Genomic DNA, 20993 nt, shown 5'->3' on the forward strand with positions numbered 1-20993 from the left:
GACATAAGGTCCCGTCGCGGCATTGGCAAATCGTAAACCAGGCGGCAACGGCCTGACGCGATGGTCGCGAAGTCGGGCAGGCGTGGTGTACGCATCCTTGAGACATGCAATGCGCTTCAAGGAACGGTGTGCGGGGCATGGATCGATGAGACGGGCTGACCTCGGTTGGAGTGCACTGGCGACCACTGTAGCACTGCTGGGCTCGCAGCTCGCCGCGCACGCCGACTGGCGCGACCAGATCGGCACGTTTCGGATCGGCATCGTTGCCGAGCCGGGCGCCGGCAACACGGTTCCGGGTCTGGCCATGCTGACTGACGCCTACGGCAGGGCGCTCGGCATGAAGGTGGAATTCGTCGTCGCGCATGACTATGCGGCGCTGATCGAGGCGCAGGCCAATGGCCGGGTTCAATACGCGGTCTATTCGGCGACCGCCTACGCCACCGCCTCGGAGCGCTGCGGCTGCGTCGAACCTCTTGTGGCGCCGGTCGACGCCGACGGTCCCACGGGCATCCGCTCCGTGCTTTTGACGCGCGACGGCAGGCTTTCCGATCTCGCGGCCCTGGAAACGCACCGCATCGCCATGGCGCCTTCCGACTATGTCGGCGGTTCGCTTCTACCGCTCGCCGGGCTGGCGGCCGACGGCATCAAGATCAGCCAGGATGCGCCATTCCTCGCTCATGCCGGCTCGGCTGCCGCCGCAGAAGCGATGCTGGCCGATGGCCAGGCCGATGCCGTATTCGGCTGGGAGCGGGCCACGGCGGAAAAGACGGCGATTGCTGGCGATCAGCCGGCTGATCCGGACGGCACGGCGGCGCGGCTGGAGGCGGCGGGGATTCCAGAAGCCGCGCTCCAGATCATCTGGACTTCCGGCGTGCTCAGATACGGCCCTCACGCCGTCCGCAGCGATCTCGACCCCGAAGCCAAACGCCGACTGACCGTCTTCCTCACCAATCTCAGATCGCAGTCGCCGGAAGTCTACGATTTCGTGGAATCGAGACATTCGGGAGGGTTCACGCTCGCCGCTGCGAGTGACTATGCGATGGCCGCTTCCATCGTGCGCCTGGTGTCAGCCAGCACCGACAGCAGCGGGCAGTAAATCCGACGGCGGATGCGGGTTAGGGCCGCTTCAGCAGCCGCTGCAGGGGATCGTCGTGCTCCGGCGCGGCCTGAGATAGTAGGTCTCTTTCATTACTATGGTGCTGAAGGCGGAGGTCAATCCGAGCTGCTGCGAATTGTCGGCACTCCATGCGATGACCGGCACGTATCCGAGAATGCTCTGGACGCGGATAAGGAAAGTGTTCCTGATCCTGAGCGCCGGGGGAACCGTGATTGGACCGCCCGCGGAGCTACCGACCTTGCGCGACCACACAACCTCTACGTTCAGCGCGGCGCTGTCTGATATATGTATTGCCGTGACGATGATGGTCGGGGTCGAGCGACGATAGGGTTGCAGCGTCGACGTGCCGATCTTCATGATCGCATCGATATCGGTGGCCACGATTGTCTGCTGCTGCGTGATCAGATCCGCAACCATGGAACTGACGCGGCTGACATTCTTGCTGGTCTCGATGGCCTGTGAGGCCTCCATGGTCACGAAATACATGATCAGCAGGACCGGCACGACAAAAGCAAACTCGATGGCCGCAACGCCGCGGCGATCCGAGCAGAACCGCATCGCTCTCGCCCAGATGGTCGAAAATCCTTGATGTGCCCCCGCACGATACATGCATGCTTCCCTTTTTAAGCCATCACACCGGTACGTTTTTCAGTCGTCGAACGGTTCGTTCTGCCAGACGGCCGATGCGTAGTGCAGCGTTTTTTTGCCGTTTGCCATGTTGGACATATACTTGGCCATGAAATCGGTCATGACCGGCCAAGGGTAAAAAACCCGCAGCATGTTTCTTGATTCCGACGGGCCTACCTTGTTCTGAAAACTCGTGTTGGCCACACCGGTCAGCTCAACGTGATCGCCCGATATCTTGAAGCCGGCGGTGGACGCCGCCTCGAAGGTCGTGAATTCGCGAAGGTCCACCTGCAATCCGGGGCAACCCTTGGCCACCATGATCTCCAGCCTACCGCAGATCTTATCCCGCAACTGGGTTCCGGATATGTTGGCCTGCCTGAGCTGGCCAGTACGCAACTGACGGGCTATATCATCGGTGATGTTGGCCATCACCTCCTGTCCGGCAAATGAAACGCAGCTCTCGAGGATGGCGAAGACGAGAGCCGCAAACGGTAACGCAAGCATCGCAAATTCTATCGCCGTGCTGCCGCGCCGATCACCAAGGAAAAGACGGGCAAACGTCACGCGCCCTGCCTTGGCCTTGCAGATCTCGCGTTCTGAATCCTCGTCCAAAACGTCGCCCATATCCCGTTCCTGCCGATCCTGATGCGGTACCGTCAGCACCACTATCAAGAACCCATTTAGCTCCGGTTTGAATGACCGTTAAAATTCGACCAGGCGACATTAACCGGCCGCTAACCGAAGCGGCTTTCCCGAGACAATCAAGCCAACTGAGGCGCTTACTGCCCAGCGCTCATCTCGGCTTCGGACGACTTTTCCGAGTCGCTCTTGTACGAGCTTTCGCAATAGGGCGTGCAGGACATGGTCTGTACCGAGGCGCGCCTGTAGATACGCACGGACGACGCGTCCTGGCGCACCACGGTCACCTGCTCGTCGACGATCGGGCTGCCATCGTGGTCGAGGACAACCAGATTGGTGACGCCGAACCCCTTGCCCGTCAGTACGATCGTCGATGCATCCTGGACGGAGGCGTCGGCAATCGCCGGATTGCCGACGACTATGGTGTCGGCGGGACGTGTCAGTTTGACGATCTTGGCCTGATTCATCGTCACTTCGATGCCGGCTCCGGCCTTGGCCGGCAGCACAAAAGCCGGGACGGCGAGAAGCGCGACAAGCAGGAATGACGATTTCATGGCAGTCATCAAGGCGCTCCACAGCGGCAAAACTTGTTCAAAGAAACATGAAGGAGATTGGTGAACCAACGGTTAAACCCTTGACCGGCGCCGGGGTATTCGCACCAATCTTGCTGCCAGCTAATATAACAATGCATCCTGCCGATAGCCGTGAGATTACAGCTTTTCACGGGCAGGCGAGCTACTTTCCAGCGTTTAGTTTACGGTTAACCACGCAAGCTGTTCGAAGCGGGAAAGGAATCGGTAAGGCTGTTTATTAAGCCGATTGAAAGAGCTTCTCCGTAGATTGGCAGCATCCGATCAACCACCACAGAAGTTGACGGAAGTGCTGTAACACGTGGAGTAGGAGCTCTCGAATGTCTAATCTCATCGCACGTTTCGCGAAGGACGAATCCGGCGCGACCGCTATCGAATACGGTCTGATCGCCGCTCTCATCGCGCTTGCCATCATGGTTGGCGCTGGTCAGCTCGGCAATGCCCTGAACAACAAGTTCAGCGCCATCGCCACTGCCGTCTCGACCGGCAAGGCTCCGTAATACATTACGGATCTGCGATCGTTTTCAGAACAAGGGCCGCCTTGGCGGCCCTTGTTTCATTTGTGCGATGCGCAGGATCTCGATCCGCAATTTGCCGGCGACACCAGGCAAATTGAGATCGTTGCCTCATCAATCGTTAATCGAACCGGCCTAGGCTCAAGCCTGATGCATCTGACCAAGGCGCCGCACCGATGCTTGAAGCCCTGATCTTCGTCGTCTTTCCCTTCTGCATGCTCTTCGCCGCGATCTCCGACATGCTGTCGATGACGATCGCCAACCGCGTACCGGTGCTGCTGCTGGCGGTGTTTGCGCTGGTTGCGCCGCTGACGGCCATGGACTTGGCAACCTATGGCTGGCATTTCGCCGCCGGCGGCCTGGTGCTGGCCGTGACGTTCGGTCTGTTTGCACTCGGCGGCATGGGTGGCGGCGACGCCAAGCTGCTCGCCGGCACCGCCGTCTGGATGGGGTTCAACATTCACCTTGTCGAGTATCTCGTGATATCGACGTTCATCGGCGGACTGCTGACGCTCGCCATCCTTCTCTACCGGAAATCGCCGCTGGCGATTTACACCAGCCACAATCTATTCCTGCGCCATTTCGCCGACGACACGACTGGCGTTCCCTACGGCATTGCACTCGGCATTGGCGGGCTGCTGACCTATCCGGATTCACCCCTGATGGTTTGGGCACTGGCAAAGCTGGCGAACTGAAACAGCAAGCAACCTTTGCCGCTCCGACATCGGTCTGAAAAGAGGCCGCTGGTCGCCCTTTCTGTCGTCGGAGCACGGGTCCGTCCAATTTATGTAAACCTTAAATTAATCACGATCGTAAGCATTGCATTAACCTTGTTTTGACGATTGCCGCTGCAAAGTCCGGCCTGGCTAGGTGGTTGCCTAAAGGCGAGGGTTCGGACAGATGCCAGCATCCCGACTGATTATTCTGGGCGTGGCGGTGGCTGCGGCGGGTGGTGCAGGTTATGTTGCGAAGAATATGGTGGCGGTCCCGCCCCAGCAGGTCGTCGCCGATGCCCCGCAGGCGCCGGCCATTGCCTTGCAGGATGTGCTCGTGCTCTCCGGCGACGTGCCGATGGGCAGCCCACTTGAGAACAATCTCAGCTGGGAGTCCTGGCCGTCCGACGGGATCAATGCGAATTTCATCACCCGTGCCGCCGAACCCGAAGCGCGGGAGAAACTGAAGGGCTCCGTCGCCCGCATGGCGATGTACACCGGTGAGCCGCTGCGGCGCTCCAAGCTGATCGGCGAGGGGCAAAGCTTCATGTCTTCGATCCTGCCCACCGGCATGCGTGCCGTCGCCACCGCGATCTCGGCTGACACGTCGGCAGGCGGGTTCATCCTGCCCAACGATTTTGTCGACGTCATCATGACCCGCAGATCCGACACCGGCAACGGCGGCAGCGGATTCACCACCGAGACCATCCTCAAGAACATCCGCGTCCTGGCGATCGATCAGACCATCCAGGAGGACGAGGAAGGCAAGAAGACCAGGGTCGGACAGACGGCGACGCTGGAACTGACGCCGCAGCAGGCCGAGATCATAACCGTCGCCCAGCAGATGGCCGATCGCCTGACGCTGGCGCTGCGCTCGATCACCGACAACAAGGAAAAGGGTACCGATGAAGCCGACTACCTCGTTTCCGGCAGTGGGCGGCGCGGAACGGTGCGGTTGATCAAATCGGGCGAAGTTTCCGAAGTAGGGGCAAGGAAATGAGGTTAATCGCTAAACTGCCGGTCACCATGGCTGCAGCCGTCGGCCTGCTTTTCCTCGGAGCCCATGCAAGTGGCCTCGGCGACGCCAAGGCCGCCGGAAAGAGCGTCGGGGTCACGGGCTCGACCGCCACGCAACGTGTCAAGCTCGGCCTCAACAAATCTGTCGTCATCGATCTGCCGAGCGACGCCTACGACATCCTTGTCGCCAATCCCGCGGTCGCCGATGCGGTGACCCGCACTGCAAGGCGCATCTATCTGTTCGGCAAGTCGGTGGGCGAAACCAACATCTTCGTCTTCGGTCCCAATGGCGAGCAGATTGCCAGCCTGGATCTGGCCGTCGAACGCGACGTCGCCGGATTGGAAGACTACCTCAAGCGCTTCCTTCCGAATGCCGAGATCAAGGTCGAATTGCTGAACGACAACGTCGTCCTGACCGGGACGGTGGATACGCCGCTCGATGCCAAGCGCGCCGTCGATCTGGCAACCATCTTCGTGTCCGGCGGTGAAGCGACGACGGGCCAGTATTCGCAGACCGCGGCCGGCGGTAATGCCAATGGCGGCGTCGACATCAACAACCCGGATGCCGAACGCCGGGTCTCGAAGATCGTCAACCTGCTACAGATCATCGGCGACGACCAGGTGACGCTGAAGGTGACCGTGGCCGAAGTCAGCCGCTCGGTGATGAAGCAGCTCGGCGTCAACATGGTTGGCAGCGGCAGCATGGACGGCATCGCCTACGGTGCGCTGAGTTCGCCCAACTACGGTTTGGGAAAGCCGCTTTCGCAGAATTCAGGCTTTAACTTGGGCGGCAGTGGCCTCAAAGCCTACATCAATGCCATGGAGCAAAGCGGCGTCATGAAGACGCTTGCAGAACCGACCCTCACCGCGGTTTCGGGCGAGAAGGCAACGTTCAGGGTCGGCGGCGAATTCAATCTCATCACGGCACGTACGAACAACGTTTCGACCGACAACCAGACCGGCCAGGTCACCTACACCAACGAAAAGCTTGAATACGGCATAGGCCTCGAGTTCCAGCCCGTTGTGCTGTCGGCGGGTCGGATCAGCCTCAAGGTCAGAACATCGGTTTCGGAGCCGACCTCGGAAGGTGCTACCACCCTGGAAGGCGGCGGCAGCTTGCCCGGCCTGACGCTTCTGTCGATCCGCAAGAGACTTGCCGACACCACCGTCGAATTGCCGTCGGGCGGTTCGATGATGATTGCCGGCCTCGTTCGCGACGACGTCCGCCAGGCTGTATCGGGCTTGCCCGGCCTGACCAAGATCCCGGTGCTCGGCACGCTATTCCGCAGCCGCGATTTCGTCCGCAATGAAACTGAACTGGTCATCATCATCACGCCTTATCTGGCTCGGCCGGTGGCGCGCAACGACCTGGCTAAGCCGGACGACAATTTCAATGCCGCCGGCGATGGTCCGGCCATGTTCCTTGGCCGCGTCAACCGCGTCTACGGCACCATGCAGACCGACAAGCCCAACGGCCGCTACCACGGCGTTGTCGGCTTCATCTACAAGTAAGCGGGGAAGCGGACATGTCTCAGTCAGCATCAAAGGTACTGGCGATTGCCGCTACGGCATGGTCTGGCCGTGGCCGGATCCGCCGATCGGCAATGCCGATCATGGCGGTCGCGATCGCCGCCTCGCTTGCCGGTTGCGCTAAGCGCGACAGCATCACGGTTGGGGCGATTCCCGATGATTATCGCACCACGCATCCGATCGTGATTGCCGAGAAGAACCAGAAGCTGGACCTCCCGGTCGGCGCCGGCGATCGCGGCATGACCGGCTCGCAGCGCGACACGCTTCTAGGCTTCCTTGACGGCTACGACAGGAGCGCTGCCCCGGCGCTGACGATCGCAACCCCGATCGGCTCGGCCAATGAGGTGGCGGCGACTGCCGCGGCGCGCGATTTCGCCAGGCTGGCGGTTGCCAGCGGCATCAAGCGAAACCGGATCGTGGTGACCTCCTACCAGTCGGTTTCCCCGGAAGCCTCGGCGCCTATCCGCGTTTCCTATATTTCGGTGAGAGCCCAGACCGACAAATGCGGGCGCTGGCCCGAAGACATCCTCGCAACCTCCGAAAACAAGCACTACGCCGATTACGGCTGCTCCTCTCAAAACAACCTCGCCGCGCAACTCGCCAATCCGGCCGATCTGCTCGGGCCAAGAAAGTCGTCCGATATCGACGCCGAGAACCGCGGCGCGGTGATCGACGTCTATCGCGGCAGAGGTATTTCGGACGAGTTCCTCGGCAATTCGGAAGTGACGTATTAGGAGCGCCGGCCCCGCGTAGAGACCGGAAAGAGAAGTCACGGAAAAGAGCATGACGATGAGCAATCTTGCCTACGACACGCCCGGAGACGGCGGCGACAGCTCGCAATCGGATATTGCCGCGATGCAGGCGCTGCGGCCGGTGCCGCGTATTTCGATCCAGGCATTTTGCGAGACGGAAGGTGTCGCGCATCCGGTGGAGCGGGCCGGCGAGGATCGCCGCATGGCCAAGGCGCATCTGAAAGTGCATATGGGCGGCATCGCCACGGCGATCGAATTCTACCAGTCGGCGCCGACGCCGAACCTGATCCTGCTGGAATCGCGCAGCGAACCGAAGCAGTTGCTGGAGCAGCTTGCCCAGCTTTCCGAATATTGCGATCCCTCCTCGAAAGTCGTGGTGATCGGCCACTACAACGATGTCGGTCTTTACCGCGAACTCATCCGCTTCGGTATTTCCGAATATGTCATCGCGCCGGTGTCGATGGCCGATATCGTCTCCGTGGTTTCATCGATCTTCGTCGATCCGGAAGCCGAGCCGATCGGCCGCTCGATCGCCTTCATCGGCGCCAAGGGCGGCGTCGGCTCCTCGACCATCGCCCACAATGTAGCGTGGGCGATGTCATCGCTGTTCAAGTCGGAAGTGGTCGTCGCCGATCTCGACCTGGCTTTCGGGACGGCCAACATAAATTTCGACCAGGACCCTGCGCAAGGCATCGCCGAAGCCGTATTTTCGCCCGAACGAGTTGACGAGGTCTATCTCGACCGTCTGCTTGCCCAGTGCGCCGAACATCTGTCGCTGCTCGCCGCGCCCTCCACCCTCGAACGTGTCTATGATTTCGATCCCGATGCCTTCACGCAACTCATCGACACCGCGCAGCGCAGTGTGCCGCTGCTGGTGCTCGACGTTCCTCATGTCTGGACTGGCTGGACCAAGAACACACTGATCAAGGCTGACGAGATCGTCATCACGGCGACGCCGGAACTGGCCAATCTGCGCAACACCAAGAACCTGGTCGATATGCTGACGCGGCTTCGCCCGAACGATCCGCCGCCGAAACTGATCATCAACCAGGCCGGCGTACCGAAGCGACCCGAGATATCCGCTTCCGACTTCGCCGAGCCGCTCAGCCTCACGCCGATGTCGGTCATCGCCTTCGACCCGTTGTTGTTTGGAAATGCCGCCAACAACGGCCGCATGCTGGGCGAGATGGATGCCAGGAGCCCGGTCGTCGGCATGATCAACGAAATCGCGCATGTCCTGACCGGTCGCAGCGAAATCAAGGCCAGGAAGAAGGCAGGCCTTGGCGGCCTGCTCGGCAAGCTCTCGCGTAACAAGAAATGACGCTCCCCTCCAAATCAAGAAGTAGAGCATGATGTCGTCCGAAAACCGCTTCGGCATCATGTTCTGGACGGAATTGGTAGTCGATCATGTTTGGTAAAAGAGGCTCCGACGACGGCGGCCGGTTCACCCCGGAGTTCCGTCAGCCAGCACCGGCGCCAGCGGCGCCGGCCACTGCAACGCCTGCGGACATGGCGGTACTTGCCCGGCCCGCGGCAGCGCCGCCTGGAGCGCCGGGAACCCCGCCAACTCGCCGTGCCGTTGAGGCGCCATCGATGGCGCCGGAGCCGCCAAAAAAGATCCAGCGCGAAAAAAGTGAAACCTACTACGACACCAAGAGCCAGGTCTTCTCCGCGCTCATCGACACCATTGACCTGTCGCAACTCGCCAAGCTCGATCCCGAGAGCGCGCGCGAGGAAATCCGCGACATCGTCAACGACATCATCGCCATCAAAAATTTCGCAATGTCGATCGCCGAGCAGGAAGAGTTGCTCGAGGACATCTGCAACGATGTGCTGGGCTACGGCCCGCTGGAGCCGCTGCTCGCCCGCGACGATATCGCCGACATCATGGTCAACGGCTCCAAGAACGTCTACATCGAAGTCAATGGCAAGGTCGAACAGACCGGCATCCGCTTCCGCGACAATCAGCAGCTGCTCAACATCTGCCAGCGCATCGTCAGCCAGGTTGGCCGCCGCGTCGACGAATCGAGTCCGATCTGCGACGCCCGCCTACCCGACGGCTCCCGCGTCAACGTCATCGCCCCGCCGCTCTCCATCGACGGCACCGCGCTCACCATCCGCAAGTTCAAGAAGGACAAGCTGACGCTCGATCAGCTGGTCAAGTTCGGCGCCATCTCGCCGCAGGGCGCCGAGATCCTCAAGATCATCGGCCGCGTCCGCTGCAACATCGTCATCTCCGGCGGTACCGGCTCTGGCAAGACGACGCTGCTCAACTGCCTGACCAACTATATCGACCGCGAGGAACGCGTCATCACCTGCGAGGACTCGGCCGAGCTGCAACTGCAGCAGCCGCACGTGGTGCGTCTCGAAACCCGCCCGCCCAATCTCGAGGGCGAAGGCGAGGTGACCATGCGCGACCTGGTCAAGAACTGCCTGCGCATGCGGCCCGAACGCATCATCGTCGGCGAAGTGCGCGGACCGGAGGTTTTCGACCTGCTGCAGGCGATGAACACCGGCCATGACGGGTCGATGGGAACGATCCACTCCAACAGCCCGCGCGAATGCCTGAACCGTATCGAATCGATGATCGCCATGGGCGGCTATTCGCTGCCGCAGAAGACCGTGCGTGAAATCGTCGTCGGCTCCATCGATGTCATCATCCAGGCAGCACGCCTTCGCGACGGCTCGCGCCGCATCACCCACATCACCGAGGTGATCGGCATGGAAGGCGACGTCATCATCACGCAGGATATCGTGCTCTACAACATCAAGGGCGAGGACTCGAATGGAAGGCTGCTTGGCGAGCACGTGTCGACCGGCATCGGCCGTCCGCATTTCTGGGATCGCGCCCGCTACTATGGCGAGGAACAGCGCCTCGCCAATGCGCTGGAATCGATGGAGAAACGCGCTGACTGACGCATATCGAGGTTGGAAGCAATTCCAGGAAAAGTGTGAAGCGGTTTTCCCGGGAAAAGCGCGTAGCGCTTTCCCTTGGGGATTGCGTCAAAACAAAGCGATAGCGCATATCGCCGTTTCCTTGAAACGGCGATATGCGCTGGGGACCGAGGTCGATGTTCGGAATTGACACCACCGTAATGGCGTTCATCGTGCTCGCCGGCTTCAGCGCTGGTGCGGTCGCCTATGCCTTCCTGTTCACCAAGATGAGCAACGAGAAGCAGGCCGGCAAGCGGCTCGAGACGATCAAGGCCGCCGAGACCGATCGTTCGGTCGTCAAGGCTTCGCGCGACCGTGTCGCGGAGGCGGTCAAGCGGCGTAAATCTGTCCAGGACACGCTGAAACTGCTCGACGAAAAGCAGAAAACCAACGAACTCGCCGTCAAGAAGCCACCGTTAAAGGCCCAGATTCGTCAGGCCGGCATGCAGGTCTCGATCGAGCGTTTCTATATCTACTCCGTCATTTGCGGCATCGCGCTGACGGTGCTTGCCTATCTCGCCGGCGCGCCGCTTCTGGTCCTGCCGGGCGCGCTGCTGGCGGGGGCGCTCGGCCTGCCGCGCTGGTTCGTCTCGTTTCGCCGCGCGCGCCGGGTCAAGGCGTTCCTCAACGAATTTCCCAACGCCCTCGACATCATCGTGCGCGCCGTCAAATCCGGCCTGCCGCTCAACGACGCCATTCGCCTGATCGCCAGTGAATCGCCGGAGCCGGTCAAGACCGAGTTCCGCCGGATCGTCGATTCACAGCAGATTGGCATGTCCATCCCCGATGCCACCTTGCGCATGGCTGAAACCATGCCGTGCAGCGAGGCAAGCTTCTTCGGCATCGTTATCCAGATCCAGTCACAGGCCGGCGGTAATCTCTCCGAGGCGCTTGGCAACCTGTCGCGCGTGCTTCGCGATCGCAAGAAGATGAAGGCCAAGGTCCAGGCGCTTTCCATGGAAGCCAAGGCGTCGGCCGTCATCATCGGCGCGCTGCCTTTTGTCGTCGCCCTTCTCGTCTATCTGTCGAGCCCGAACTACATCATGCCGCTGTTCACCACCAGCACCGGCAATCTGATCCTCGGCTGTTCCGGCGTCTGGATGTCGATCGGCATTCTGGTGATGCGCAAGATGATGAACTTTGAAGTTTAGGCCGACCTTGGAAAGCTCGAAACGAAAAGACTGAAAACGAATGACCGACCAAGTCGTAAAATCGCTGACCGATCCTGCCTTCCTGATAGCGTTGCTGGTTGGCATTGCGGTGTTCGCGACCGTCTTCACGGTGCTGCCGGCCCTTGGTGGCAATCAGCTCAAGACTCGCATGAGATCGGTGGCGCTGGAGCGTGACGAATTGCGCGCCAAGCAGCGCGCGCGGCTTGCCAATGAAGCCGATCGTCGCCGCAAGGGGCTGCGCGAAGAGCAGTCGATCGGCATGCGCAACATCGTCGACAGGCTGGACCTGCGGCGTGCGTTGGCCGATGAAGGCACGTTGCAGAAGCTCAAGGTGGCGGGCTTTCGTGGCCAGAACCCGCTGACCCGCTTCCTGTTCTTCCGCCTGATCCTGCCTTTTGTCGGTTTCGCGCTGGCAGCGATCTATCTGTTCGTGCTCGGCGGACTGCCTGACCGGCCGGCCTTCGTGAAACTGTTCGTCTGCATCCTTGTCGCCTACGCCGGTTTCTACGCGCCGATCCTTTACGTCAACAATCGTGCCGCCAAGCGCAAGCAGTCGATCCAGGCGGCGTGGCCGGATGCGCTCGACCTGATGCTGATCTGCGTCGAATCGGGCATGTCGGTCGAGGCCGCCTTGCGCAAGGTCTCCGAGGAGATCGGTTCGCAGTCGGTGGCGCTGGCGGAGGAATTCGTGCTGACCAACGCCGAACTCTCTTATCTGCAGGAGCGCAAGCAGGCTTATGAAAACCTCTCGGCTCGTACCGGCCTGGAGTCGGTGAAGTCAGTGTCCCAGGCGCTGGTCCAGGCCGAACGCTACGGCACACCCGTGGCGCACGCATTGCGCGTGCTGGCCTCGGAAAGCCGTGACATGCGCATGAATGCCGCCGAGAAGAAGGCCGCCGCCCTGCCGCCGAAGCTTACCGTGCCGATGATCCTGTTCTTCCTGCCGGTTTTGTTCGCTATCATTCTGGGCCCAGCCGGCATTCAGGTCAGTCAGCGCGGCATCTTCGGCGACCAGCACAATTCCTCAAGCCAGTAGGCCTCGTTGCAGCCATACAAAAGAGCCGCACTGCCAATGCAGTGCGGCTCTTGTTTTCAGCTTTGAGATGTGGACGGATTTTGCGCTGTGCGGAGCCGGCGCCCATGCGGCGCTCAGTTGGTCGCCGGCTTTGCCTTGTCCTGATCCTTGAGCTGACTCCAGGCGTTCTGCTGGGCAAGCATCTGGCGAAGATAGGCTACATTGGCTTGCGCCTGTTCGGGTGAAAGCTCCTGCGACGCGATCTTCTCGGCCTCGTCGAAGCGGCCCTGCAGTCCCACGACCAGCGCAAGGTTCTGGCGCACCCGGCTGTCGGCATTCGGTTGCTGGGCTGCCGAGCGCATATAGGTCTCGGCGGTGCGCAGATCGCCTTCCAGCACATAGGACATACCGAGATTGGAAAGGATCGAGGGTTCGTTCGGCTTTAGGTCCAGCGCCTTGCGGTAGTTCTGGCGCGCTTCATCCTTCTGGCCAAGCTGGTCGAGAATGGCGGCCTCGGCCGACATCAGCCGCCAGTCCGGATATTCCGGCGTCTGCGCCCGGCGCACGGCGTCGAGCGCCGGCTCGAACTGGCCGTTGGCGGCCAGCGCCTTGCCGTAGGCGGCAAGCACGTCGCGATCCTTGGGGTAGGCGATCGCCAGCTTGCGCATCACGGCAAGCGACTGGTCGGCATCGCCGTCCATCTGGAGCGCCGCCGCAAAATTTGTCGCCAGCCGCTTGTCGTTGGGGTTCTTTGCGTAGGATTCGCCCAGCCGCCCGGTCGCCCCGTGCAACTCGCTGGCCGACATGGTTTCCAGCGGTTTGCCGCTGGTGCGCCCGATCGAGCCGGTCGTGAGCTTGCTGGTTCCGCACCCGGCAACACCGGCCGCCAGCGCCATCAGCAGTGCCGTGGTGACCAACCGTTTGCCCGTGACGTTCATCCTGCGGTTGGTGGGCATCGGCACGGGGCTCTCCATTCCTGCGCGTGGCCATTCACGTGGCCATCTTCATCCCCGCAGAAATATTCTGTTAACCCTAACGGACAGTTAAAAAGTGAGCCGTCGGATCGGTGAACGGCCCGCCGGAAGCCTTTGGCCTGGCAGTCCCATGCCGGCCCCTGTGCATAGATGTTGAAATCATCCGACGTCCCTGTCACTTGACTGAGGACGACCTGCAAGCCTCCCGGAGACCATCGAATGCCCGTCGAACTCATCGAGACACTAAACACTGCCCTGCCGGTCCATCTGGTCGCGAGCGATGGACTGGAGGCCTTGGGGCTTTCGCCTTCCATGACCGCATGGGCGGCCGCCAACGGCTTTTCCGGCGAAGCCGGTAGGACGCTCGCCGTCCCCGGCGACAACGGTTCCCTTGCCGGCGCCTTGTTCGGCGTCGGTGATGGCGAGGGCGCGCTGGCGGTCGGCATGCTGGCGAGAGCCTTGCCGGAAGGCGACTGGCATTTTGCCGCCGCTCCAGCCGAGCCGGAACTCGCGGCCATAGCCTTGGTGCTCGGCGGTTACGTCTTCACTCGCTACGGAAAGAAATCAGGCAAGACGCTGCGTTTTGCGCTGCCGCTCGGCGTAGATGCAGGACGCGTCCGGCGCATCGCCGACGGCGTCTTCCTGGCGCGCGACCTCGTCAACACGCCGACCAGCGACATGGGACCGGACGAGTTGGAGAAGGCCGTGCGGACCCTGGCGGCCACTCACAAGGCCGAGGTGTCGGTGATCAAGGGGGATGATCTCCTGAAGCAGAATTTCCCGATGATCCATGCGGTCGGCCGGGCCTCGGTCGGAGCGCCGCGACTGATCGACATGGTTTGGGGACCGGAAGGCGCGCCGAAGGTGACGCTGGTCGGCAAGGGTGTCTGTTTCGACACTGGCGGCCTCGACATCAAACCGTCGTCGGGCATGCTCTTGATGAAGAAGGATATGGGCGGCGCCGCCAATGTGCTGGGCCTGGCCTCGATGATCATGGCTGCCGGGCTGAAGATCCGGCTGCGCGTCCTGATCCCGGCGGTCGAGAATTCGATTGCCGGCAACGCTTTCCGGCCTGGAGATGTACTGACCAGCCGCAAGGGCATTACCGTCGAGATCGGCAACACCGACGCCGAAGGGCGGCTGGTGCTGGCCGATGCGCTGGCGCTGGCCGATGACGAGGAGCCGGAACTGCTGATCGACATGGCGACGCTGACCGGGGCAGCGCGTGTCGCGCTCGGTCCCGATCTGCCGCCTTTCTACACTGGCGACGAAGCGCTGGCGTCCGAACTGGCTGCGGCCTCGGTGGCCGTCGAGGATCCGTTGTGGCGCATGCCGTTGTGGCGGCCCTATGACGCCAGGCTGGCGTCGAAGATCGCCGACATCAACAACGTCACCACGGACGGTTTCGCCGGCTCGGTCACCGCGGCGCTGTTCCTCAAGCGCTTTGTCGAACGGACAACGGGCTGGGCGCATTTCGACATCTTCGCCTGGAACCCGTCCGATCGCCCCTACGGACCCGCCGGCGGCGAGGCGCAAGGCATCCGTGCACTGGAGCGGGTCATTTCGAGGCGCTATGCCTAGGGTCGTGAGCAAAGCACACTGCCTCTAAACTGAAACGGAACCGAAACAATTTTCCGTCATGCTCGCGCGATGTCGATTTCGATGCGTCCGAGCCAGGCGATGCGACTATGGCAGCAGGTGATGTTGTCGCAGGTGCGCGCCGGCGCGCCAGATCTCACCATGCGCCAGACGGCGATCCTGTTCACCATCTATCTCGACCCGCCGCCGCACACGGTGCGCGGCCTGGCAGCCCGCCTCAATGTCACCAAGCCGGTCATCACCCGCGCCCTCGACACTATGGGTGCGCTGAAACTGGTGTCACGCCATCGCGACGAGCTCGACAAGCGCAATGTGCTGATCCGGCGCACGGTCGAAGGCGCGCTCTTTGTCGAGCGCTTCGGGGATGGTATCGTTGCCAGGGCCCACGAACTGCCCATCTGATCAATCGCTGAATTAGAACGAGTACCGATTTGACTGCCAGGGATGCCCGCCTCCACGCCTTCCGTTCCGACCTCGCCGATGCAAGGCTGAAAGGGAAGGTTTCGGCCGATCGCTTCGTCACCGGCCGTCCGGCTCGGATCACAGCCTCCGTGGCTGACCTGCGCAAGGCACCGCGCCCGGATGCCGGCGTCAACACGCAGGTACTGTTCGGCGACGATGTGCTTGTCTTCGAGGAAGCCGAGGGATGGGCCTGGGTCCAGGCCGAACGCGACGGCTATGTCGGCTACGTCGGCGCCACCATGCTGGGCGCACGCGAGCATGCGCCAACCCACATCGTCACGGCGCCGCGCACCTTCCTCTATCCTGGCCCGGATCTGCGCTTCCCGATCAGCGGCCAATTGTCAATGGGCTCGACGGTGACGGTAACCGGCGCTGCCGAAACGCGCGGCACGCACTATGCGCTGTTGCCTTCCGGCGAGGCGCTGATCGCCGGCCATGTGCGCCCCGTCAGCGATATCGCCGCCGACTATGTCTCGGTCGCCGAGATGTTTATCGGCACGCCCTATCTCTGGGGCGGCACCTCCGGCTTCGGCATCGACTGTTCTGGCCTCGTGCAACTGGCCATGCGCATGGCCGGCCGCAATGTGCTTCGAGATTCCGACATGCAGGCGGCAGGCCTCGGCGAGCCGCTCGATCCGGGATCCGATTATGCCGGGCTAAAACGCGGTGACCTCGTGTTCTGGAAGGGGCATGTCGCCGTTATGACCGACGCCGAGACCATGATCCACGCCAACGGCCACACCATGCTGGTCTCGCGCGAAGGGCTGAAGGATGCGGTTGATCGGATTGGGTATCTCTATGGCGGGCCGACTGGGTTTCGGCGGCCTTAGCGCCTCTTCCTTCGCCCCGTTCACGGGGAGAAGGTGCCCGAAGGGCGGATGAGGGGCGGCGCCAGCGATTGAAAGCTCGCGCTGTCCCTCACGTGCCTGCCGGCATCCTCTCCCCGTACGGGGTGAGGGCAACTCACCCGATCACCTTTTGTTCCGATTTTCCTTGGCGATCGCGCGCCGTCGCGCTACCTCTTTCGCGTGACCGAGCAGCCGCGCCTTGCCAAACAAAATGCCGCCGTCCTTCTGCCCGAGCCATTCATCAGATGGTTTGGCGAAAAAGGCTGGTCGCCGCGCGCTCACCAGATCGAGCTGCTGGCGAAGGCTCAAGCCGGGCAATCGGTGCTCTTGATCGCACCGACCGGCGCCGGCAAGACACTGGCCGGCTTCTTGCCATCGTTGACCGAACTGGCCAACCGCCCCAGACGCAAAGCCGGTATGGCACGGCGCGGCATCCATACGCTCTACATCTCGCCGCTGAAGGCGCTGGCCGTCGACATCGAGCGCAACCTCGGCAAGCCGGTGGAGGAGATCGGCCTGCCCGTCACCATCGAGACGCGCACCGGCGACACGCCTTCCCACAAGCGGCAGCGCCAGAAGCTGGCGCCGCCCGATATCCTGCTCACCACGCCCGAGCAATTGGCGCTGCTGATTGCGGCCGGCGATGCCGGGCGCTTCTTCGAGGATCTGCGCTATGTCGTGCTCGACGAGTTGCATTCGCTGGTGACATCGAAACGCGGCCATCTGCTGGCGCTCGGGCTGGCGCGGCTGCGCAGCATCGTGCCCGGCCTGCAGACGATCGGTCTGTCGGCAACGGTGGCCGAGCCCGACGAGTTGCGGCGCTGGCTGGTGAGCCAGAATCCGCCCAAAGGCCTGGCAAGTCCCGATATGTCTGAGCTCATCGTCGTAACCGGCGGCGCGAAGCCCGAAATCTCGATCCTCGATTCGGAAGAGCGCGTGCCATGGGCCGGCCATTCGGCGCGCTATGCGACGCCGGAAATCTACCGCGAGATCAAGCGCCACAAGACCACCCTGCTGTTCGTCAACACCCGCAGCCAGGCCGAGCTGCTGTTTCAGGAATTGTGGCGGGTCAACGAGGATACCTTGCCGATCGCGCTGCATCACGGCTCGCTCGATGTCACCCAGCGCCGCCGCGTCGAGAAGGCGATGGGAGACAATGCCTTACGTGCCATCGTTGCCACCTCGACGCTCGATCTCGGCATCGATTGGGGCGACGTCGATCTGGTCGTGCATGTCGGGGCGCCCAAGGGCGCCAGCCGGCTGGCGCAGCGCATCGGCCGTGCCAACCACCGCATGGACGAGCCGTCGAAGGCGATCCTCATCCCGGCCAATCGTTTCGAGGTGCTGGAGTGCCGGGCAGCGCTGGACGCCAACTATCTGGGCGCCCAGGATACGCCGCCGCTGGTCAATGGCGGGCTCGATGTGCTGGCCCAGCATGTGCTGGGCTGCGCCTGCGGAGCGCCGTTTCGCGCCGACGATCTCTACGAGGAAGTGCTGACAGCAGCGCCCTATGCCAGCCTCGACCGGCCGACATTCGACCGCGTCATCGATTTCGTCGCCACCGGCGGCTACGCACTGAAGAACTACGAGCGCTACGCCCGCATCCGCCTCAACAAGGACGGCATGTGGCGGGTCTCCAATCCCCGCGTCGCGCAGCAATATCGGCTGAACGTCGGCACCATCATCGAGGTGCCGGCGCTCAATGTGCGTTACGTCAAGGCCGGCAGCAAAGGCTCGGCTTCGCACGGCGGCCGGGCTCTGGGCAAGATCGAGGAGGCCTTCCTCGAAACGCTGACGCATGGGGACACCTTCATGTTTGCCGGCAAAGTGCTGCGCTTCGAAGGCATCCGCGAGAACGAATGCTTCGTCTCGAATGCGCCGGGAAGCGACGCCAAGGTTCCTTATTATGGCGGCGGCAAATTTCCGCTTTCGACTTACCTCGCCGAGCAGGTGCGCGCCATGCTGGACGACCCGCAGCGCTGGAAGAAGCTGCCCGAGCAGGTATCGGACTGGCTGCGGTTCCAGGCTGACAAATCGGTATTGCCCAAACGCGACGACCTCTTGATCGAGACCTTTCCGCGCGGCAACCGTCACTATCTCGTCGCTTATCCTTTCGAGGGCAGGCTGGCGCACCAGACGCTCGGCATGCTGCTCACCCGCCGGCTGGACAGGGCCGGCGCCAGGCCGCTTGGCTTCGTCGCCACCGACTACGCATTGGCCATCTGGTCGCTGGGCGATATGGGCGCGATGTTCAAATCGCGGAAACCTTCGCTTGGCGCTCTGTTCGACCAGGACATGCTGGGCGACGACCTCGAGGCTTGGCTGGCCGACAGCTGGCTGCTCAAGCGCACCTTCCGCAACTGCGCGCTGATTTCAGGCCTGATCGAGAAACGTCACCCCGGCCAGGAGAAAAGCGGCCGCCAGGTCACCGTCTCGACCGATCTGATCTATGACGTGCTGCGCAGCCATGAGCCCGACCACATCCTGCTGCAGGCGACGCGCGCCGACGCGGCGACCGGTCTGCTCGATGTCAGCAGACTTGCCGACATGCTCTCGCGTATCCAGGGTCGAATCGTGCATAAGGCACTCGAACAGATATCGCCGCTGGCCGTGCCGATCATGCTCGAAATCGGCAAGATGCCGGTGAACGGCGAGGCCGACGAAACGCTGCTGATGGATGCCGCGACTTTGGTCGAGGAAGCCATGGGTCCTGGGATGGTTGAGGAATGAATTTTTCGCTGGCGCGGGCATCGCTGATCGCCGAGGCCGACTTTGTCGGCATCGCGGGCGAGCGCGCGATCTGTGATTCGCGCGGCGTGCTCTATTTCCCCGATCTGAGGCTGCTCGCGGTCTCCGACCTGCATCTGGAAAAGGGCTCGTCCTTCGCCAGGCGCGGCGCACTGATCCCGCCCTACGATACCGGCGCCACTCTGCTCCGGCTGCAGGCGGTAATCGCGGACTACCAGCCGGCCATCGTCATCAGCCTGGGCGACTCCTTCCACGACGGCGGCGGCGCCGAGCGCATGCATCAAACCTTCCGCGATCGGCTGGAAGCATTGATGGCCGGCCGCGACTGGTTCTGGGTCGCCGGCAACCATGACCCGGAAGCGCCGGCGGATTTGCCCGGCGAGACGGTGCGCGAACTCGCCATCGGCTCGCTGCTGTTCCGCCACGAGCCGTCGAAGATAAGAACCGAGGGCGAAGTTGCCGGCCATCTTCACCCTTGCGCCCGCATCGTCCAGCAGGGCCGCTCGGTGCGGCGGCGCTGCTTTGCCGGCGATGGCGGCCGCATGATCATGCCGGCCTTCGGCGCTTATACCGGCTCGCTCAACGTGCTCGACCGCGCCTATGCCGGCCTGTTCCGCCGCGAGACGTTGATGGCCTATATGATGGGCGCCGCGCGCATCTTCGCCATTTCCGGTTCGATGCTGCGGCCGGGCTGAGTTTCTACGGTATAAGCACGGTTGCGCCTGTCGTCTGCCGTGCCTCGAGCCGGCGATGCGCCTCCGCCACTTCGGCAAGCGGCATGCTTGTGTGCACCGGGATTTTCACTGCGCCGCTGAGGACGACGCTGAACAGATCCTCGCTCATGGCGACGACGTCCTCACGCCTGGCGAGATGATGGAACAGCAACTGCCAGGTGGCGAACAGCGAACCCTTTTGCATCAAAAGCATGATGTCGAATGGCGGGATCGACCCCGACGCTGTGCCGTAGCTGACGAAGGTGCCGAACGGCCGCAGGCAGTCGAGTGAGGCGGGGAAGGTCGCGTTGCCGACGCCGTCATAGACGACGTGGCAGCCTTCGCCGTTGGTGACCTCTTTCACCCGTGCGGCGAAATTCTCTTTGATGTAGTCGATGACATGGTCGCAGCCATTGGCGCGCGCAAGTTCGGCCTTTTCGGGTGAACCGACCGTGCCGATGACGGTCGCGCCGAGATGTTTGGCCCATTGCGTCAGGATGAGGCCGACGCCGCCCGCCGCGGCATGCACCAGGATGGTATGGCCCGCCTCGACGCGAAACGTGCGGCGCAGCAGATATTGCGCCGTCAGCCCTTTCAGCATCATCGCCGCACCTGTCTCGAAATCGATGGCGTCGGGCAGATGCACGACGAAATGCGCGGGCACGATGCGTTCTTCGGCATAGGCGCCGAGCGTCTCGACATAGGCGACTCGGTCGCCAGGCGCGAAGCCGCTGACGCCTTCACCGACGGCGACGATTTCGCCGGCGCCTTCATTGCCGGGAATGAATGGCAGAGCGGGCGGCGCGTATTCGCCGGTGCGAAAATAGATGTCGACGAAGTTGAGGCCGACCGCCCGGTTGCGCACGCGCACGTCGCCCGGTCCGGGCTGGCCGATGTCGACATCTTCGTAGGCGAGCATATCTGGCCCGCCATGGCGGTGAACACGGATCGCTTTCATGGTTTTCTTCCCTGCGCTGTTTCTCTTGAGTGTGAGATAGCGCGTGGCGAGATATCATTGTAGACTGATA

At 62.3% G+C, this 20993-nt stretch carries 21 protein-coding genes; 15 read left to right on the plus strand and 6 right to left on the minus strand.

Going from position 1 to position 20993, the window contains the following annotated elements:
* The first annotated feature begins 145 nt into the window (after nucleotides 1-145).
* A complete protein-coding gene (locus NKJ77_RS06790) occupies nucleotides 146-1096 on the plus strand; it encodes a PhnD/SsuA/transferrin family substrate-binding protein (protein WP_023831950.1) in 951 nt (316 codons plus the stop codon).
* A gap of 30 nt (nucleotides 1097-1126) precedes the next feature.
* Here the strand turns inward: NKJ77_RS06790 and NKJ77_RS06795 are convergent, their stop codons facing one another.
* From NKJ77_RS06795 to NKJ77_RS06805, 3 genes are all read right to left on the minus strand, one after another.
* Nucleotides 1127-1675, minus strand: a complete 549-nt coding sequence (locus NKJ77_RS06795; protein ID WP_245266154.1) for a TadE/TadG family type IV pilus assembly protein — start codon at nucleotides 1673-1675, stop codon at nucleotides 1127-1129.
* Between the two features lie 90 nt (nucleotides 1676-1765).
* Nucleotides 1766-2368 carry a TadE/TadG family type IV pilus assembly protein gene (locus NKJ77_RS06800; RefSeq protein ID WP_050589920.1) on the minus strand — a complete coding sequence of 201 codons (603 nt, stop codon included), beginning with the start codon at nucleotides 2366-2368 and terminating at the stop codon, nucleotides 1766-1768.
* A 155-nt stretch (nucleotides 2369-2523) separates the two neighbouring features.
* Complete coding sequence (locus NKJ77_RS06805) at nucleotides 2524-2946, minus strand: pilus assembly protein N-terminal domain-containing protein (protein ID WP_023681988.1); 423 nt, start codon at nucleotides 2944-2946, stop codon at nucleotides 2524-2526.
* A gap of 347 nt (nucleotides 2947-3293) precedes the next feature.
* Between NKJ77_RS06805 and NKJ77_RS06810 the strand changes: the two genes are divergently transcribed.
* From NKJ77_RS06810 to NKJ77_RS06850, 9 genes are all read left to right on the plus strand, one after another.
* Nucleotides 3294-3473, plus strand: coding sequence for a Flp family type IVb pilin (locus NKJ77_RS06810; protein ID WP_023831953.1), 180 nt, complete (start codon nucleotides 3294-3296; stop codon nucleotides 3471-3473).
* Nucleotides 3474-3664: 191 nt separating this feature from the next.
* Nucleotides 3665-4183 (plus strand): A24 family peptidase, encoded by a 519-nt coding sequence (locus NKJ77_RS06815; RefSeq protein ID WP_023831954.1) that lies wholly within the window; start codon nucleotides 3665-3667, stop codon nucleotides 4181-4183.
* Nucleotides 4184-4388: 205 nt separating this feature from the next.
* Nucleotides 4389-5201, plus strand: a complete 813-nt coding sequence (gene cpaB / locus NKJ77_RS06820; RefSeq protein WP_023681985.1) for a Flp pilus assembly protein CpaB — start codon at nucleotides 4389-4391, stop codon at nucleotides 5199-5201.
* Entirely contained in the window at nucleotides 5198-6730 is a 1533-nt protein-coding gene (locus NKJ77_RS06825; protein WP_023831955.1) for a type II and III secretion system protein family protein, read from the plus strand. The genes cpaB and NKJ77_RS06825 overlap by 4 nt, the downstream gene beginning before the upstream one ends.
* 14 nt (nucleotides 6731-6744) lie before the next feature.
* Nucleotides 6745-7482, plus strand: a complete 738-nt coding sequence (locus NKJ77_RS06830; protein ID WP_023831956.1) for a CpaD family pilus assembly protein — start codon at nucleotides 6745-6747, stop codon at nucleotides 7480-7482.
* A gap of 55 nt (nucleotides 7483-7537) precedes the next feature.
* Nucleotides 7538-8821 carry a CpaE/TadZ family protein gene (locus NKJ77_RS06835; protein ID WP_023726846.1) on the plus strand — a complete coding sequence of 428 codons (1284 nt, stop codon included), beginning with the start codon at nucleotides 7538-7540 and terminating at the stop codon, nucleotides 8819-8821.
* Nucleotides 8822-8907: 86 nt separating this feature from the next.
* Nucleotides 8908-10416 (plus strand): TadA family conjugal transfer-associated ATPase, encoded by a 1509-nt coding sequence (locus tag NKJ77_RS06840; RefSeq protein ID WP_023688717.1) that lies wholly within the window; start codon nucleotides 8908-8910, stop codon nucleotides 10414-10416.
* Nucleotides 10417-10571: 155 nt separating this feature from the next.
* Nucleotides 10572-11585 (plus strand): type II secretion system F family protein, encoded by a 1014-nt coding sequence (locus NKJ77_RS06845; protein WP_023831957.1) that lies wholly within the window; start codon nucleotides 10572-10574, stop codon nucleotides 11583-11585.
* 40 nt (nucleotides 11586-11625) lie between these two features.
* Entirely contained in the window at nucleotides 11626-12642 is a 1017-nt protein-coding gene (locus tag NKJ77_RS06850) for a type II secretion system F family protein (protein ID WP_023696714.1), read from the plus strand.
* 113 nt (nucleotides 12643-12755) lie between these two features.
* Here the strand turns inward: NKJ77_RS06850 and NKJ77_RS06855 are convergent, their stop codons facing one another.
* Nucleotides 12756-13577 carry a tetratricopeptide repeat protein gene (locus NKJ77_RS06855; RefSeq protein WP_023669594.1) on the minus strand — a complete coding sequence of 274 codons (822 nt, stop codon included), beginning with the start codon at nucleotides 13575-13577 and terminating at the stop codon, nucleotides 12756-12758.
* A 237-nt stretch (nucleotides 13578-13814) separates the two neighbouring features.
* Here NKJ77_RS06855 and NKJ77_RS06860 point away from each other — a divergent pair, with 237 nt between their 5' ends.
* The 3 genes from NKJ77_RS06860 to NKJ77_RS06870 all read left to right on the plus strand — a co-directional run bounded on the left by NKJ77_RS06860 (nucleotide 13815) and on the right by NKJ77_RS06870 (nucleotide 16486).
* The gene (locus NKJ77_RS06860; protein ID WP_023726845.1) at nucleotides 13815-15176 is read left to right on the plus strand and encodes a leucyl aminopeptidase family protein; all 1362 of its coding nucleotides are present in this window, start codon (nucleotides 13815-13817) and stop codon (nucleotides 15174-15176) included.
* A gap of 69 nt (nucleotides 15177-15245) precedes the next feature.
* Nucleotides 15246-15596: a MarR family winged helix-turn-helix transcriptional regulator gene (locus NKJ77_RS06865; RefSeq protein WP_023669596.1), complete on the plus strand. Its 351-nt coding sequence runs from the start codon at nucleotides 15246-15248 to the stop codon at nucleotides 15594-15596.
* Between the two features lie 29 nt (nucleotides 15597-15625).
* Nucleotides 15626-16486, plus strand: coding sequence for a C40 family peptidase (locus NKJ77_RS06870; protein WP_023831958.1), 861 nt, complete (start codon nucleotides 15626-15628; stop codon nucleotides 16484-16486).
* 141 nt (nucleotides 16487-16627) lie between these two features.
* Here NKJ77_RS06870 and NKJ77_RS06875 read toward each other — a convergent pair whose 3' ends face one another.
* Complete coding sequence (locus NKJ77_RS06875) at nucleotides 16628-16822, minus strand: hypothetical protein (RefSeq protein ID WP_245260071.1); 195 nt, start codon at nucleotides 16820-16822, stop codon at nucleotides 16628-16630.
* Between NKJ77_RS06875 and NKJ77_RS06880 the strand changes: the two genes are divergently transcribed.
* Both NKJ77_RS06880 and pdeM read left to right on the plus strand, forming a co-directional pair.
* Nucleotides 16730-19234 (plus strand): ligase-associated DNA damage response DEXH box helicase, encoded by a 2505-nt coding sequence (locus NKJ77_RS06880; protein ID WP_245263045.1) that lies wholly within the window; start codon nucleotides 16730-16732, stop codon nucleotides 19232-19234. The genes NKJ77_RS06875 and NKJ77_RS06880 overlap by 93 nt on opposite strands.
* Complete coding sequence (gene pdeM / locus NKJ77_RS06885) at nucleotides 19231-19947, plus strand: ligase-associated DNA damage response endonuclease PdeM (RefSeq protein WP_023692555.1); 717 nt, start codon at nucleotides 19231-19233, stop codon at nucleotides 19945-19947. The genes NKJ77_RS06880 and pdeM overlap by 4 nt, the downstream gene beginning before the upstream one ends.
* A 4-nt stretch (nucleotides 19948-19951) precedes the next feature.
* Here the strand turns inward: pdeM and NKJ77_RS06890 are convergent, their stop codons facing one another.
* The gene (locus tag NKJ77_RS06890) at nucleotides 19952-20923 is read right to left on the minus strand and encodes a quinone oxidoreductase family protein (RefSeq protein ID WP_023831959.1); all 972 of its coding nucleotides are present in this window, start codon (nucleotides 20921-20923) and stop codon (nucleotides 19952-19954) included.
* Nucleotides 20924-20993 lie beyond the last annotated feature (70 nt).

Origin of the sequence: Mesorhizobium sp. M0052, assembly GCF_040323255.1 — a bacterium.
GTDB lineage: Bacteria > Pseudomonadota > Alphaproteobacteria > Rhizobiales > Rhizobiaceae > Mesorhizobium.

What these genes read in the sequence shown, in the direction of transcription:
- NKJ77_RS06805 (WP_023681988.1), bottom strand. Translation starts at nt 2,946, where the DNA reads ATGACTGCCATGAAATCGTCATTCCTGCTTGTCGCGCTTCTCGCCGTC.
- cpaB (WP_023681985.1), top strand. Translation starts at nt 4,389, where the DNA reads ATGCCAGCATCCCGACTGATTATTCTGGGCGTGGCGGTGGCTGCGGCG.
- NKJ77_RS06835 (WP_023726846.1), top strand. Translation starts at nt 7,538, where the DNA reads ATGAGCAATCTTGCCTACGACACGCCCGGAGACGGCGGCGACAGCTCG.
- NKJ77_RS06860 (WP_023726845.1), top strand. Translation starts at nt 13,815, where the DNA reads ATGCCCGTCGAACTCATCGAGACACTAAACACTGCCCTGCCGGTCCAT.
- NKJ77_RS06855 (WP_023669594.1), bottom strand. Translation starts at nt 13,577, where the DNA reads ATGCCCACCAACCGCAGGATGAACGTCACGGGCAAACGGTTGGTCACC.
- NKJ77_RS06890 (WP_023831959.1), bottom strand. Translation starts at nt 20,923, where the DNA reads ATGAAAGCGATCCGTGTTCACCGCCATGGCGGGCCAGATATGCTCGCC.
- NKJ77_RS06795 (WP_245266154.1), bottom strand. Translation starts at nt 1,675, where the DNA reads ATGCGGTTCTGCTCGGATCGCCGCGGCGTTGCGGCCATCGAGTTTGCT.
- NKJ77_RS06815 (WP_023831954.1), top strand. Translation starts at nt 3,665, where the DNA reads ATGCTTGAAGCCCTGATCTTCGTCGTCTTTCCCTTCTGCATGCTCTTC.
- NKJ77_RS06790 (WP_023831950.1), top strand. Translation starts at nt 146, where the DNA reads ATGAGACGGGCTGACCTCGGTTGGAGTGCACTGGCGACCACTGTAGCA.
- NKJ77_RS06825 (WP_023831955.1), top strand. Translation starts at nt 5,198, where the DNA reads ATGAGGTTAATCGCTAAACTGCCGGTCACCATGGCTGCAGCCGTCGGC.
- NKJ77_RS06865 (WP_023669596.1), top strand. Translation starts at nt 15,246, where the DNA reads ATGTCGATTTCGATGCGTCCGAGCCAGGCGATGCGACTATGGCAGCAG.
- pdeM (WP_023692555.1), top strand. Translation starts at nt 19,231, where the DNA reads ATGAATTTTTCGCTGGCGCGGGCATCGCTGATCGCCGAGGCCGACTTT.
- NKJ77_RS06810 (WP_023831953.1), top strand. Translation starts at nt 3,294, where the DNA reads ATGTCTAATCTCATCGCACGTTTCGCGAAGGACGAATCCGGCGCGACC.
- NKJ77_RS06845 (WP_023831957.1), top strand. Translation starts at nt 10,572, where the DNA reads ATGTTCGGAATTGACACCACCGTAATGGCGTTCATCGTGCTCGCCGGC.
- NKJ77_RS06800 (WP_050589920.1), bottom strand. Translation starts at nt 2,368, where the DNA reads ATGGGCGACGTTTTGGACGAGGATTCAGAACGCGAGATCTGCAAGGCC.
- NKJ77_RS06850 (WP_023696714.1), top strand. Translation starts at nt 11,626, where the DNA reads ATGACCGACCAAGTCGTAAAATCGCTGACCGATCCTGCCTTCCTGATA.
- NKJ77_RS06840 (WP_023688717.1), top strand. Translation starts at nt 8,908, where the DNA reads ATGTTTGGTAAAAGAGGCTCCGACGACGGCGGCCGGTTCACCCCGGAG.
- NKJ77_RS06830 (WP_023831956.1), top strand. Translation starts at nt 6,745, where the DNA reads ATGTCTCAGTCAGCATCAAAGGTACTGGCGATTGCCGCTACGGCATGG.